General features: G+C 68.5%; 15 protein-coding genes. 7 read left to right on the plus strand and 8 right to left on the minus strand.

Annotated elements, in window-relative coordinates; genetic code table 11:
• The gene (gene pqqA, locus IG04_RS47025; RefSeq protein ID WP_063758378.1) at positions 1 to 123 is read right to left on the minus strand and encodes a pyrroloquinoline quinone precursor peptide PqqA; all 123 of its coding nucleotides are present in this window, start codon (positions 121 to 123) and stop codon (positions 1 to 3) included.
• A gap of 355 nt (positions 124 to 478) precedes the next feature.
• On the opposite strand from pqqA, the gene IG04_RS0140895 reads away from it, so the two are divergent.
• Entirely contained in the window at positions 479 to 1,450 is a 972-nt protein-coding gene (locus IG04_RS0140895; protein WP_248782547.1) for a PQQ-dependent sugar dehydrogenase, read from the plus strand.
• Between the two features lie 101 nt (positions 1,451 to 1,551).
• Here the strand turns inward: IG04_RS0140895 and IG04_RS0140900 are convergent, their stop codons facing one another.
• The 3 genes from IG04_RS0140900 to IG04_RS0140910 form a co-directional block, all read right to left on the minus strand.
• On the minus strand, positions 1,552 to 2,703 hold the full coding sequence (locus tag IG04_RS0140900; RefSeq protein WP_245816755.1) for a polysaccharide deacetylase family protein: 1,152 nt from the start codon (positions 2,701 to 2,703) through the stop codon (positions 1,552 to 1,554).
• Positions 2,704 to 2,773: 70 nt separating this feature from the next.
• Positions 2,774 to 3,484 (minus strand): class F sortase, encoded by a 711-nt coding sequence (locus tag IG04_RS0140905; protein ID WP_084402270.1) that lies wholly within the window; start codon positions 3,482 to 3,484, stop codon positions 2,774 to 2,776.
• The gene (locus tag IG04_RS0140910; protein ID WP_030482134.1) at positions 3,469 to 4,857 is read right to left on the minus strand and encodes an MSCRAMM family protein; all 1,389 of its coding nucleotides are present in this window, start codon (positions 4,855 to 4,857) and stop codon (positions 3,469 to 3,471) included. Before IG04_RS0140910 ends, IG04_RS0140905 begins: the two co-directional genes overlap by 16 nt.
• A gap of 318 nt (positions 4,858 to 5,175) precedes the next feature.
• On the opposite strand from IG04_RS0140910, the gene IG04_RS0140915 reads away from it, so the two are divergent.
• The 3 genes from IG04_RS0140915 to IG04_RS0140925 all read left to right on the plus strand — a co-directional run bounded on the left by IG04_RS0140915 (position 5,176) and on the right by IG04_RS0140925 (position 6,809).
• Positions 5,176 to 5,982, plus strand: coding sequence for a Bax inhibitor-1/YccA family protein (locus IG04_RS0140915; protein WP_030482135.1), 807 nt, complete (start codon positions 5,176 to 5,178; stop codon positions 5,980 to 5,982).
• Positions 5,983 to 6,050: 68 nt separating this feature from the next.
• A complete protein-coding gene (locus tag IG04_RS0140920; RefSeq protein WP_030482136.1) occupies positions 6,051 to 6,386 on the plus strand; it encodes a HEAT repeat domain-containing protein in 336 nt (111 codons plus the stop codon).
• Between the two features lie 36 nt (positions 6,387 to 6,422).
• Positions 6,423 to 6,809: a GNAT family N-acetyltransferase gene (locus tag IG04_RS0140925; protein WP_030482137.1), complete on the plus strand. Its 387-nt coding sequence runs from the start codon at positions 6,423 to 6,425 to the stop codon at positions 6,807 to 6,809.
• Here the strand turns inward: IG04_RS0140925 and IG04_RS0140930 are convergent.
• The 3 genes from IG04_RS0140930 to IG04_RS0140940 all read right to left on the minus strand — a co-directional run bounded on the left by IG04_RS0140930 (position 6,806) and on the right by IG04_RS0140940 (position 9,363).
• Complete coding sequence (locus tag IG04_RS0140930; protein ID WP_144065796.1) at positions 6,806 to 7,015, minus strand: hypothetical protein; 210 nt, start codon at positions 7,013 to 7,015, stop codon at positions 6,806 to 6,808. The two genes, IG04_RS0140925 and IG04_RS0140930, sit on opposite strands and share 4 nt — an antisense overlap.
• A gap of 163 nt (positions 7,016 to 7,178) precedes the next feature.
• On the minus strand, positions 7,179 to 8,399 hold the full coding sequence (locus IG04_RS0140935) for an acetyl-CoA C-acetyltransferase (RefSeq protein WP_030482139.1): 1,221 nt from the start codon (positions 8,397 to 8,399) through the stop codon (positions 7,179 to 7,181).
• 91 nt (positions 8,400 to 8,490) lie between these two features.
• Complete coding sequence (locus tag IG04_RS0140940) at positions 8,491 to 9,363, minus strand: SGNH/GDSL hydrolase family protein (RefSeq protein ID WP_030482140.1); 873 nt, start codon at positions 9,361 to 9,363, stop codon at positions 8,491 to 8,493.
• Positions 9,364 to 9,482: 119 nt separating this feature from the next.
• Between IG04_RS0140940 and IG04_RS0140945 the strand changes: the two genes are divergently transcribed.
• The 3 genes from IG04_RS0140945 to IG04_RS0140955 all read left to right on the plus strand — a co-directional run bounded on the left by IG04_RS0140945 (position 9,483) and on the right by IG04_RS0140955 (position 13,283).
• Entirely contained in the window at positions 9,483 to 10,853 is a 1,371-nt protein-coding gene (locus IG04_RS0140945; protein WP_030482141.1) for a cystathionine beta-synthase, read from the plus strand.
• A gap of 90 nt (positions 10,854 to 10,943) precedes the next feature.
• A complete protein-coding gene (locus tag IG04_RS43450; protein ID WP_051771937.1) occupies positions 10,944 to 12,005 on the plus strand; it encodes an RDD family protein in 1,062 nt (353 codons plus the stop codon).
• A gap of 132 nt (positions 12,006 to 12,137) precedes the next feature.
• Positions 12,138 to 13,283, plus strand: coding sequence for a cystathionine gamma-synthase (locus tag IG04_RS0140955; protein ID WP_211257917.1), 1,146 nt, complete (start codon positions 12,138 to 12,140; stop codon positions 13,281 to 13,283).
• A gap of 66 nt (positions 13,284 to 13,349) precedes the next feature.
• Here IG04_RS0140955 and IG04_RS0140960 read toward each other — a convergent pair whose 3' ends face one another.
• On the minus strand, positions 13,350 to 13,592 hold the full coding sequence (locus IG04_RS0140960; protein WP_051771941.1) for a hypothetical protein: 243 nt from the start codon (positions 13,590 to 13,592) through the stop codon (positions 13,350 to 13,352).
• Between the last annotated feature and the right edge of the window lie 158 nt (positions 13,593 to 13,750).

The following is a 13,750-nucleotide window of genomic DNA, read 5'->3' on the forward strand; positions in this document are numbered from 1 at the left end:
TCAGCTGCGGGCCGCGTAGGCGGTGACCTCCATCGGCGTCTCGAAATCGCGGAAGTCGGGCTTGACCCACTCGCGCCTGACCTCGGGCAGCTTCGTCTCGGTGGTGGTGACGGCAACGTTCATGGCGCAACTCCTCGGGTGTCCGGCCCGCATGCCCGCGTGGGCGTGCAAGCGCTTTCCGTTGGGGGCGCGGCGGCGTCCCAACGGTAGGTGGTCAGGGCATCCACGGTCTAGACCGTACAGAAAGTGACCTGAAGTCATCGGAGCGATGCCGTCCCGTTTCACCCGCCCGGAGGCTGGGAATACCGGGACCTCCGACGACTGTTGCGGGTGCGTGCGATCTGTGATTGCGTAAACACGCCCTGCAAGGCCGCCGCCGCAGACCCCTCACGAGCGGACCCGAAGGAGAGCACACATGCGTGCTCGTCGTATCGCAGCAGCGGCAGCCTGCACTGCCATGGCCGCGACCCTCTGCGCGATGCCCGTATCGGCACAGGATGATCCCTCCGTCCTCGCCGAACGGACACTCGCCACGAAGCTGGACATCCCGTGGGACATCGAGTTCCTGCCGGACGGCAGCGGCATCTTCACCGAGCGGGACACCAGGAAGATCAAGAAGATCAAGGGCACCACCGTCACCGACCTGGACACGGTGGAACAGGCCCAGACGACCGGCGGTGAGGGCGGGCTGCTCGGCCTCGCCGTGTCGAAGAGCTTCGCGACCGACAACTCGGTCTTCATCTACTACTCGACGGCGAGCGACAACCGCGTCGCCAAGCTCCAGCTCGGTGGCACGCCGCAGCCGATCGTCACCGGGATCCCCAAGAACCGCTACCACAACGGCGGCGGGCTCGAGTGGGGCCCGGACGGCTTCCTGTGGGCCACCACGGGTGACGGCCAGAACACCGGCACCGCGCAGAACTGGAACTCGTTGGGCGGCAAGGTCCTGCGCTTCGACGCGGCGGGCAAGCCCGCTGCCGGCAACCCTCGCGCCGGCAGCGTCGTCTACTCGATCGGTCACCGCAACGTCCAGGGCATCACGTGGATCGGCAACACCGCGTACGCCACCGAGTTCGGCAACAGCAGGACCGACGAGATCAACCGGATCGAGGCCGGCAAGAACTACGGCTGGCCGACGTGTGAAGGCAACTGCAACACCGCGGGCATGACCAACCCGGTCAAGACGTGGTCCACCAGCCAGGCCGGTCCGACCGGCATCGCCTTCTACAAGAACGCCCTGTACGTCGGCGCCGTCACCGGCAGGCGCGTGTGGAAGATCCCGGTGAGCGGCACCACGCTCGGCACCCCGCAGGCGATGTTCACGAGCTACGGCCGCGTGCGCGCGGTGGCTCCGGCGCCGGACGGCACGCTGTGGCTGGGCACGTCGAACCAGGACGCCAACGGCTCACCGGGCGCGAACGACGACCGGATCATCTCCACCGACGGCTAGTGGTGTGGCCCGGGACGTTGCCGGGGGAATTCGGGGGCGGCGCCGCGAGGTGCCCTGCTGAGCGTGGATTACCTCGCCGACGTTCCGGGTCGCGCCACTAGTCACCAGTTGCGGGCAGCGGGCATCCGGCGGAGCTGGTCCAGCACCGCCGGATCCTGCAGCTGCATCCACTGGATCACCTCGGTGTAGGTGGCGCACACCGTCTCCGGCTTGTCGCACACGTACTCCATGAACTGCTCCATCGCCGTCGAGAACGCGTTGCCGTTCCACTCGTTGAAGTGGTTGCCGACGACGATCGGCGCGCGGTTGCCGTTCAACGCGGCCTGGTGCACCGACTTGTAGGTGTCGAGGACGATCTGGGTGAAGTCCGCGGCGCGCCAGGGTTCGTCCTTCGCCTGGTTGAGCGAGTACCAGAGATTGAAGTCCATCATGACGACCTGCTTGCCCAGCGCCGGAACGCGCACCTCGGGCATCGGGAACTCGTACAGTCCGTTCTGGACGGTCGGCCACTGCACGCCGAGCGCGACCTTGCTGGTGTCGTAGACGAGGCCGTTCGCGGCCATCGCCGGGAAAGCCTGGTCCCAGTTGCCTTCCAGGCACGGCGTCCGTCCACCCCGGACGGCGTCGGCCGGCAGGTTGAGCCCGGCGGCGCGCGCCTTGTCGACGATCTGCTTGAACTGGGCGAGCTCGGCGTTCCAGGCCGCGGTGTCCCACTTGTCGACCGAGGGCTGGCTGCCGCTGGTGCAGAAGTGGCCGTTGTAGTGCGTGCCGATCTCGTGGCCGTCGGCGATCACCTGGTTCAGGTAAGCGATCCGGGCCGCGACGTCCTGCCGGGTGCCGCCGAACGAGATGTCGGACAGGCCGCGCTTGAGGCCCGCCGGCGGCTGGTACTGGTTCTTGTCCGGGTCCGCCAGCATGTAGACGCCGGACAGCAGACCCGTCACGTGCGCGTTCTTGGCCTTCGCGATCGGCAGGACCTTGTCCCAGTGCTGCTTCGACACCGCGCCGTCGAACGAGAAGAGCACGAACTGCGGCGGCTTCTCACCCGGCGTCAGCTTGTGCATCCACGGCTGCTTCTGGACCTGCTCGGGTGTGGGCGCCGGGACCGTCGGCGTCGGTCCCGCGTCCTTGGGAGCGGGCAGCCGCGGTGCCATCGGCAACGGGCCGGTGTCCGCCTGGTTCGCCGGGCCCTCGTGCGACCCCAGCGTCATCACCAGTGCCAGAACCAGTCCCAGAGCAAGGCCCGTGGTCAACCATCCCCACCGTTTCACACCTTAGGAGACGACTGATTACCCGAACGGGTTGCGCGAGGTGCGCGATTGGTTACTGAACGGGTTCGGCGATGACCACTCGGTTCGCCTCGTATCCCTGCTGACCGCCGACCCACGTGCCGCCACAGGTGACCAGCACCAGCCGGTGCGGCCCGCGCGGCCCGAAGAACTCGACGGCGCGTGCCGGGAGCTCTTCCTTGCGGATGGTCTCGATCTGCCTGATGCGGAACTTGAACTCCTTGCCCGCGCTGTCGGCGATCACGACCTCACGGCCGTTCTGCGCCTGCCACAGCTCCGCGAACGGGCCCTTCGCGCCCTTCCAGTCGACGTGCCCGGCCAGCACCGTCGCACCCTCGGCGCCCGCGAGCTCGGTGCCCCACCAGGTCGCCTCGCCGATGCCGTCGGGCACCGGCAGCACGCCGTCCTCGACCTCCCTGCGCACCAGCGTCGCCGAACCGCCAGCGGGCAGCCGGACCGAGCCCGGACCGGCCTTGGGCGGCGCGGGCTGTTGCTGTTGCTGGGTGGGGTCGGCGGGCCTGGCGTTGGCCGTGTTCGCTCCGCCGACCAACCCGGTGAGATCGGGACCGCGGCCGGTGCTCAGGCTGTCCGCGACCGGCCCCGGTCCCACCACCGGGATCTCGTCCGCGACCGCGCGTCCGGGGAGGACCACGGTCTCGGACGTGGTGACCAGCACGCTGGCGGCGGCCACACCCGCCACCAGCGCACCGGTCAGAAAAGCCTTGGGACTCACTGCCTGCGCCACACCAGGAAGCCTGCCAGCGCTGCACCGAGCAGCACCAGGCCACCCACGGCAAGCATCAGTCCGGGACGCAGCTCCATGTCGAACGAGGCGGTGGCGACCGGCGTCTGGCCGTCCGCACCGGCGGGGATCGTGCTCGGCACGACCGGCTTGTTCGGCTTGTTCACCAGTTCGAGCGCGAGCGTCTGACCCGCCGCGAGCATGCCGCACGCGGACGGCGGCGCCTTCGGGTCGAAGAACTCCTCATAACCCTTGGGAGCGGCCACCTCGACGAGGCAGATCTCCTGCGGGGTGCGCAGGTCCGGCACCTCGACCGTGCCGTCGGGGCCGGTCTGCAGCACCAGCGGCTTGCCGTCCGTGCCGACCAGGTCGGTGTCGTCCTGCTTCTTCGCCGCCGTCGTCTGGTCCTTGGCCGTGACGCGCAGCGCGACGCCCGGGATGGCCTTCTTCGTCTCGGAGTCGATCTTCGTGATCTTCACGGCGCCGGGAGCGGTCCTGGCCTGGCCGTTCGCGGCGGCGTTCAGCTTCTTCTCGCCGCCGGTCGTGACCATGCGCTGCATGTTCTCCGTCTGGATCGGGAAGTGCACGACGGGCCTGTCGGCGGGGGAGTCCGCGACGGCCGCGATCGAGGGCTTCGGACCGGTCGCGACAATCTTCACGGTCGCCGGCTGGCCGTCGGCGCCCGTGGTGGCCGTGCCGCTGGTCTTGCCGTCGGCCAGCGTGGCGTCGGTCAGGGTGAAGTTGATCGGCGCGTTCGTGACGCCCTTGTCGTTGGCCTTGACCAGCGCGAGCGTCCAGGTCGACTCGGCGCCGATGATCAGCGGTTCCTTCGGCGCGGTGGCGCTGAGCGTCCACGGGCCGCGGTTGGTCTCGGCGTCGGCCTTCAGGCGCGCGACGGCGTCCATGACCGGCGGAGCGAGCCGCGCGGCGTAGAAGGGCGCGTCGTAGGCGAGGAACTTCGGGTCGGTCGTGTCGAGCCGCACCGCGCCGTCGGGCACCGACGTCCAGCTGTGCAGCAGGTGCGCGAGGGCGGCGGCCTCCTCCGGCGACTTGGTCGTGGAGTAGCGCAGCAGCAGGTAGGAGATGTTCGCCGCGATGCCGGCGTCGAGCTTCTTGCCGGCCTTGGTCAGCAGTTCGTCGCCCTCGCGGTAACCGACACCGCTGTCCGGCGCGGGCAGCGCGTACTGCACGCACCACACCTGCCTGTCCTGCCAGATGTATGACCCGTGCCACTCGCTACCGGGTGTGGCGTTGGGCTGGAGCCCTGACGCGTTGTGGCCGATGCCCTTGACGCCGACCGCTGTCGCCGTCGCGGGAACGGTCAGGAGCGCGAGCCCCGAAACCATCGCCACGGCGGCCAGACGTTTCCAGCCCATTTGGATCTTGATCCCCTCTGACCTGCGGATTATCCCGCGTGCGAGCTTGTCGGTCCCCCACACCGGGGACAACCGCCACGAGGGGGAAGTCTCCAGCTACTCTGGGTGTGAACGTGATCGGAATGTGACGGGGCTTACTCACTTCGAGTGGGACACGCCGCGACACGCCGTAGTCGCATAACGCTCTGGAGTTGGCGCAGTATTTGCGCACGTGTGATCGTCGTCGGGGGTAAAGTCGCCTTTACCGATGGGGAACATGGCACCGAGCGTGCTCGTTGAACCCAGTGACGGCGTAAAGCAACGCCACAGGAGGATCAGGTGCGCTCGAGCAGCAACCCGGCCTTCCGTAACCTGCCGACCGGCGGCGGGTACGGAGGCTACGCAGGCTTCGGCCAGCCAGAGCAGGCTGGCTACCAGCAGGCCCCGCCGCCGCTGACCAGCGAGCGGCCGATGACGATCGACGACGTCGTCACCAAGACGGGCATCACGCTCGCTGTGGTGGCAGCGACCGCGGTCGTCACCTACCTCATGCAGGCGTGGTTCCTGCTGTTCCCGGCCGCGATCATCGGCCTCGTGCTCGCGCTTGTCATCATGTTCAAGCGCATGCCGAGCCCGCCCCTGGTCCTCGCCTACGCCGCCGTCGAAGGCGTCTTCCTCGGCGCGTTCAGCGGGATCATCGGCGGCATGGTCGACCGCATGACCGACAACCCGGGTCAGGGTGTCGTGGTGATCGGCCAGGCCATCATCGGCACGCTCGGCGTGTTCTTCGGAATGCTCGTGGTCTACAAGACCGGCGCGATCCGCGTCACGCCGAAGTTCACCAAGTGGATCGTCGGCGCGATCATCGGCGTCGGCGTCCTCATGCTCTTCAACCTGGTCATGAGCTTCTTCACCGATGGCGGCCTCGGCCTGCGCAGCGGTGGCCCGCTCGCGATCATCTTCAGCCTCGTCTGCATCGGCCTTGCGGCGTTCAGCTTCCTGATCGACTTCGACGCCGCCGACCAGGCGATCCGCGCCGGCGTGCCGGCGAAGTTCGCGTGGCAGATCGCGTTCGGTCTCACGGTCACCCTGGTGTGGCTGTACACCGAGATCCTGCGCCTGCTGTCGTACTTCAACTCGGACTGACGCTTCGGGTGTGCTGAAGGGGCGTTCCGCTGCGGCGGGACGCCCCTTCGGCGTTGCGGGGGAGATGGATGACGAGGAGGTTCGACAAAGCTCTGTGGTTGATGCGCCGCCACGATCCGCAGAAGGCCGAGGACGGCTTCGGTCTGCTTCGACAGCTCGCTGCCGAGCACGTCGAGGAACTGGTCGAAGCGTTCCGGGCCGAGGACGACCATGGCCTGCGTGCCTGGCTGTTGGAGTTGATCGGCGAGGCGCGCTCGCCGGAGGCGTTGCCGATCCTGGTCGAGCACTTGGACCACGAGGACGAGTCGTTGGTGGGCTGGGCCGTCCACGGGCTTGAGAAGCTCGACATGAAGGAAGCGCGAACCGCCCTCTATCGTCATCGCGCGAACAACGCGCACAACTGAGGGGGAATTGCGTTGGACTCCGCATATCAGCTGGTCATGGAACCGCCGTCAGTCGACGACTACCTGCGATTGCGCAAGGAATCCGGACTGAGTGAACGAACTCGCGAAGAAGCCGAGAACGGGATCGCCGGTGCATGGGTCAGCGCGAGCGTCACTCACGTGGAATCAGGCGAAACCGCCGGCATGGGCCGAGTGCTCGGCGACGGCGGCTGGTACTTCGTCGTCATCGACATGGCGGTGCTTCCGCACCATCAACGCAAAGGCATCGGCGACGCGATCATGACCGCGCTGCTGGCGAGGATCTACGAGGCCTCTCCCGGCGCACAGGTCAGTCTGCTCGCCGATCCGCCCGGCCGTCGTCTCTACGCACGACACGGCTTCGTGGAGAGCGCACCGGGTTCGATCGGGATGTGGCGGCTCTAAGCCCGCCAGCGCACGTCCGGCAGTTCGGTGCCCACCTTGATCAGGCAGTCCATGCAGAGGGCGCCCGCCTGCGCGCGCGACACCCGTTCGTCGGGCACCGAATGTTCGCAGACGGCCTCATAAAAGCTGCGCGAACCGTTGGCTTGATCGAGAGAGAAAGCATGACATTGCAGGTCGTATTCGCTTTGCCACCACACATAGGGCATGTCCGACCCCTCCTTGCTCATCGGTAGGGACGGACTTCCCCTCGCCTGATGACGTCATTGCGCGACGATTCATCTCATCGGCAGAAAGGGGGCATGCAAGTAGCTCCGTTCGGGTGATACGGAGCCACTTGCAAGCTTCAATTTGCAGATCTTGAGCGAAAGATCAGCTCAGGCGCTCGATGACCATCGCCATGCCCTGGCCGCCGCCCACGCACATCGTTTCCAGACCGAACTGCTTGTCGTGGAACTGCAGCGAATTGATCAAGGTCGTGGTGATGCGCGCGCCGGTCATGCCGAACGGGTGGCCGACCGCGATCGCGCCACCGTTCACGTTCAGCCGGTCGAGGTCGATTCCGAGGTCCTGGTAGGACGGGATGACCTGGGCGGCGAACGCCTCGTTGATCTCCACGAGGTCGATGTCGGAGACCGACAGGCCCGCCAGCGCCAGCGCGCGCTTCGAGGCCTCGACCGGGCCGAGACCCATGATCTCGGGGGACAGGCCGGAGACGCCGGTCGACACGATCCGGGCCAGCGGCGTGATGCCGAGTTCGCGGGCCTTGGTGTCGGACATGACCACGAGGGCCGCGGCGCCGTCGTTCAACGCGCAGCAGTTGCCGGCGTTGATGCGGCCGTCGGGACGGAAGACGGGCTTGAGCTGGGACACGGCCTCGTAGGTGACGCCGGCGCGCGGGCCGTCGTCGGACGAGACCACGGTGCCGTCGGGCAGTGTGACCGGCGTGATCTCGCGGGCCCAGAAGCCGTCGGCGATGGCCTTCTCGGCGAGGTTCTGCGAGCGGACGCCGAACTCGTCCATCTCCTGGCGCGAGATGCCCTTGAGCAGAGCCAGGTTCTCGGCGGTCTGGCCCATCGGGACGTAGACGTCCGGCACGACGTCGAGAGAACGCGGGTCCACCCATTCCGAAGCGCCGGTCTGGGCGACGGAGGCGGTGCGCGCCTCGGCCTCGCCGAACAGCGGGTTGTGCGTGTCCGGCCACGAGTCGGAGCTGCCCTTGGCGAACCGCGACACGGTCTCGACGCCGGCGCTGATGAACACGTCGCCCTCGCCCGCCTTGATGGCGTGCAGGGCCATGCGCGTCGTCTGGAGGGAAGAAGCGCAGTAACGGGTCACCGTCGTGCCGGGCAGGTTGTCGTAACCCAGCAGCACGGAGACGATGCGCGCCATGTTGAAGCCCTGCTCGCCGCCGGGCAGGCCGCAGCCGAGCATCAGGTCGTCGATCTGCGCGGGGTCGAGCTGCGGCACCTTGTCCAGTGCCGCGCGAATCATCCGCGCCACCAGGTCGTCGGGCCGAACGTCCTTCAGCGAGCCCTTGCCCGCACGGCCGATGGGGGAGCGGGCGGCGGAGACGATCACGGCCTCAGGCATCACGAAACTCCTCGTTGAGAGTCAAGGTTGCCGCCGAGCCTAGTTAACGCCCGCTCACCCCGGCCAGCGCGAGTGACGAGAATTCCGAAACTCAAGCGTGCCGCTTCTGCAGCCACGCCGGCACGCGGGACGGCCGCACCGCCAGCGCCGCCGCGGACGGCAGCCTCACGACAGGCGCCACCCAGCCCGGCCACAGCCCCGCCACCTGGCACAACGGTGCCAGCAACACGCCGGCCGCTGCCTCGTAACCGATCGCGCTGGGGTGGAAGCGGTCCGAGCTGAACATGTCGGCGTGCCGCGCCATGAACTCCGGCGCCAGGAGGTTCCCGAGCGACACCGGCACGCCACCCGCCCGTCGCACCGCGACGGTCTGCGCGGCCGCGAGACGCAGGCTGTACCGGCGCCCGACCATCCGCAACGGCTGGGGGATCGGCCGCACGATCCCCAGGTCGGGACACGTGCCGACGACGACGCCGCAGCCGATCGCGCGCAGCCTGCCCACCTGCTCCGCCAGCAGCCGGGCCGACTCGGCGGTGCCCATCCGCGACGTCACGTCGTTCGCGCCGATGATGATCAACGCGACCTCGGGCACGCCCCGCACGGCCGCGTCGACCTGCGGCACCAGGTCACGCGTGGTCGAGCCGCTGATCGCGTACGTCGACAGGCGCACCGGCCGGCCGGCCTCCTCGGCCAGCGCCTGGGCCAGCAACACGCCCGGCATCTGCGAGGGATGGGTCACACCGACACCCACCGCCATCGAGTCGCCGAGCACCGCCAGCCGCAGCGGATCGCCGCCGTCGTCGAGGTACACGCCGTCCGGTGCGGGCCAGAGATGCTCCAGCACGCCGATGGCCACCCGGGCACGTCGTCCCTGCTCAGTGAGCAGACCGACCAGCGCGCCCGAGAGCCCTCCGAGCGTCGCGGCGGTCATCGCCGCCGCTCGCAGCGTCCGCAGTCCGATCATCGGCGCCACCCCCTTCCCATCGGAATCGTCGGCGCCGCCGTTCGAGTTAACCTCCGCAGCCACTAGAGCTACGCTTCGTCCCGCTATCTCGGAGAGTGGGAGCAGGGGAGTAGATACCGGTGGAGTACGTCGAGCACGTCGTCGATCTGGTCGGCAACACGCCGCTGGTCAAGCTCAACTCCCTGACCACGGGGATCAAGGCCACGGTGCTGGCCAAGGTGGAGTACCTGAACCCCGGCGGCAGCGTGAAGGACCGCATCGCACTGCGGATGGTCGAGGCCGCCGAGAAGTCCGGTGAGCTGCAGCCCGGCGGCACGATCGTCGAGCCGACCTCGGGCAACACCGGCGTCGGCCTCGCGCTGGTCGCCCAGCGCAAGGGCTACAAGTGCGTCTTCGTGTGCCCGGACAAGGTCAGCGAGGACAAGCGCAACGTCCTCAAGGCCTACGGAGCCGAGGTCGTGGTGTGCCCGACGGCCGTCGCACCGGAGCACCCGGACTCCTACTACAACGTCTCGGACCGGCTTGTCCGCGAGATCCCCGGCGCGTGGAAGCCCGACCAGTACTCCAACCCGGAGAACCCGGCGAGCCACTACCACCAGACCGGCCCCGAGATCTGGCGCCAGACCGCCGGCAAGATCACGCACTTCGTCGCGGGCGTCGGCACCGGCGGCACGATCTCCGGCACCGGCCGGTACCTCAAAGAGATCTCGGACGGCGCCGTCAAAGTCATCGGCGCGGACCCGGAAGGCTCCGTCTACTCCGGCGGCACCGGCCGTCCGTACCTGGTCGAGGGCGTCGGCGAGGACTTCTGGCCCGAGGCCTACGACAAGACCATCTGCGACCAGATCGTCGAGGTCTCGGACGCGGACTCGTTCGACATCACCCGCCGCCTCGCCCGCGAGGAGGGCCTGCTCGTCGGCGGTTCCTGCGGCATGGCGGCCGCCGCCGCGCTGCGCATCGCGAAGGACCTGCCCGAGGACGCCGTCGTGGTCGTGATCCTCCCGGACGGCGGCCGCGGCTACCTGTCCAAGGTCTTCAACGACCGGTGGATGGCGTCCTACGGCTTCCTGCCGCCCGACTCGACCGGCGCGACCGTCGGCGACGTGCTGCGCCGCAAGGGCGGCATGCTGCCCGACCTCGTGCACGCGCACCCCAACGAGACCGTGGGTGACGCCGTCGCGATCCTGCGCGAGTTCGGTGTCTCGCAGATGCCGGTCGTCAACGCCGAACCGCCGATCATGGCCGCCGAGGTCGCCGGCGCGGTCAACGAACGCGACCTGCTCGACGCGTTGTTCACCGGAAAGGCCCAGCTCTCCGACCGCCTGGACAAGCACATGTCGCCGCCGCTGCCGACGCTCGGCGCCGGTGAACCGGTCGGCATCGCCATGAACGCGCTGTCGAACGCCGACGCCGCCCTCGTGCTGGAGGACGGAAAGCCTGCCGGAGTCGTAACTCGGCAGGACATTCTGGGGTTCTTGGCTGGTCGCTGAACGCAGGAGCGGGTGCGTCCGATAGCGTGACGCCCCAGATCATCATCAGTCTTACTCGTACACGGCCCAGCCAAGGGGGTTGGAAACCGGATGAACGCTCCGCAGCCGCCAGGAAATCCGTTCGGCGGTCAGCCGCAGGAGCCCAACGCGGACGCAACGCAGATCGTCCCGGGGGGTGGGCAGCCGTCCGCGGCGAACCCGAACCCGGACGCGACGCAGGTCGTCTCGCCTGGGCAGGCTCCTGCCGCACCGCAGCAGAACGCGGACGCCACCCAGGTCGTCAGCCCCGGTCAGGTGCCGCCCGCCTCGGGTGGCTTCCCGGCCCAGGGCCCCGGCTCCGGCGGGTTCCCCGCCCAGCCGCCGGCCTACGGCGCTCCGCAACAGCAGCAGCCCTACGGTGCTCCTCAGCAGCAGCCTTACGGCGCTCCGCAGTCCAACCCGTACGGCCAGCCGCAGCAGCAGGCCTACGGTGCTCCGCAGCAGCCTTACGGTGCTCCTCAGTCGAGCCCGTACGGCCAGCCGCAGCAGCAGGCCTACGGCCAGCCCGGTGGCTACGGCCAGCCCGCCTACGGCATGGCTCCGCCGCCTCCGACCGGCTACGCCGAATGGGGCTCGCGCTTCGTCGGCTACCTGATCGACATCGCGGCCCCGACCGTCGTCACGCTGATCCTGTACTACGTGGTCGTCGGCATCGCGGTGGCGTCCGACGCCCCCGGTCTCGCGCTGCTCGCCATCCCGATCTGGCTGGCGAACTTCGGCTTCATCATCTGGAACACGGTGATCAAGCAGGGCCAGACCGGTCAGTCGATCGGCAAGAAGGTCGCGAAGATCAAGCTGGTCGGTGAAGAGACCATGCAGCCGCTGGGCGGCGGTACGACGTTCGTGCGCCAGCTGTGCCACGTCGTCGACGCACTGCCGTGCTACGCGGGCTTCTTCGCCCCGCTGTGGGAGCCCAAGAAGCAGACCTGGGCCGACAAGATCATGAAGTCTATTGTGATCAACGCCCCGGAGACCGCGTCGCCCTACGGCGGCACCGGCGGTTACCCGCAGCAGCCCGGCACCGGCGGTTACCCGCAGCAGCAGGCCCCGCAGCAGGGCGGCTACGGCCAGCCCCCGCAGCAGGGTTACGGCGGTCAGCAGCAGGGCTGGTAAAGCCCCAAGGGCGACGTATATCGCCCTGTGCACGACCTCGACCAGCCCCCGGCCACCTCGGCCGGGGGCTGGTCCGTTTTCACTGCGTGGACTCTTGCGGTCGGCGGCCAGATGGGTGAGTACCCTTCGAACATGAGCACCCCATACGGCTTCGCCACCAGGGCGATCCACGCCGGTCAGGACCCGGACCCGACCACGGGTGCGGTGAACGTTCCCATCTACGCCACGTCGACGTACGCCCAGGACGGCGTGGGCGGCCTGCGTGAGGGCTTCGAGTACTCGCGCACCGGCAACCCCACCCGCCGTGCACTGGAGACGTGCCTCGCGTCGCTCGAACGCGGCCGCTACGGCCGTGCGTTCTCCTCCGGCATGGGTGCGACCGACGCCGCGCTGCGCACGTTCCTCAAGCCCGGCGACCACATCGTCATCCCGAACGACGCCTACGGCGGCACGTTCCGGCTGATCGACAAGGTCTTCTCGCAGTGGGGGATCACCCACTCGCCGGCCCCCGTCTCGGACGTCGACGCCATCCGCGCGGCCATCCGTCCCGAGACGAAGCTCGTGTGGATCGAGACGCCCACCAACCCGCTGCTGAACATCGGTGACATCGCGGCGATCGCCTCGGTCGCCCACGGCGCCGGCGCCAAGCTGGTGGTGGACAACACCTTCGCCTCGCCCGCCCTGCAGACCCCGCTGGAGCTGGGCGCGGACGTGGTGCTGCACTCGACGACCAAGTACATCGGCGGTCACTCCGACGTCGTGGGCGGCGCGCTGATCACCTCCGACGAGGAGCTGGACGCGGCGTTCGCGTTCCTGCAGAACGGTGCCGGTGCGGTCCCTGGGCCGTTCGACGCCTACCTGACGTTGCGCGGCATCAAGACCCTGCAGCTGCGCATGGAGAAGCACTCCGACAACGCCGAGCTGGTCGCCGAGGCCCTGACCCGGCACCCGCGCGTGAAGAAGGTCATCTACCCCGGCCTCGAGTCGCACCCCGGCCACGTGGTCGCGGCCAAGCAGATGAGCCGGTTCGGCGGCATGGTGTCGTTCATCGTCGACGGTGGCGAGGAGGCGGCGCTCGAGGTGTGCGGGCGGACCAAGCTGTTCCTGCTGGCCGAGTCGCTGGGCGGCGTCGAGTCGTTGATCGAGCACCCCGGGAAGATGACGCACGCCTCCACGGCCGGGTCGATGCTGGAGGTGCCCGCGGATCTGGTGCGGGTGTCGGTGGGCATCGAGTCCGGTGACGACCTGGTGGCCGACCTGCTCGAAGCTCTGGGCTGATCCTGAAACGCACGCGGGGACCTTTCGTACTCGACAGGAGTACGAAAGGTCCCCGCGTGCGTTCTGCTACGGCTTCTTCGAGCCGAACCTGTCCACGTTCTCGACCTCGGCTGTCGGAGCCGACGGTAGGTCGGCGCCGTTCACACAGCCTCCGACGAACTGGATCGTCTCGCCGGTGCGGACGAAGCGGCCGGCCTCGTCGCAGCCCGCGTGCGCCACTGTCAAGAACGCCGCGCCGGTCAGCGCCGCAGCCGTGGTCACGGCTCCGACCAGCGGAATCACCGCGGCCACGCGTCGCGCGAATGCCATGCCACCTCCACCCGATGTGAGTCCCCCGTGAGGCAGCCTACCGGGGGATCGCCACTAGTTGTACTTGGTCATGAGGTTGGTGACTGAACGCGGCTGATGGGTGGGTGTCCCTCGAGTGCGGAGTGACTGCGTTCAGTGTTGTAGTGCTCAAGCCAGGG

The organism is Lentzea albidocapillata (assembly GCF_000719115.1).
Taxonomy (GTDB): domain Bacteria; phylum Actinomycetota; class Actinomycetes; order Mycobacteriales; family Pseudonocardiaceae; genus Lentzea; species Lentzea albidocapillata.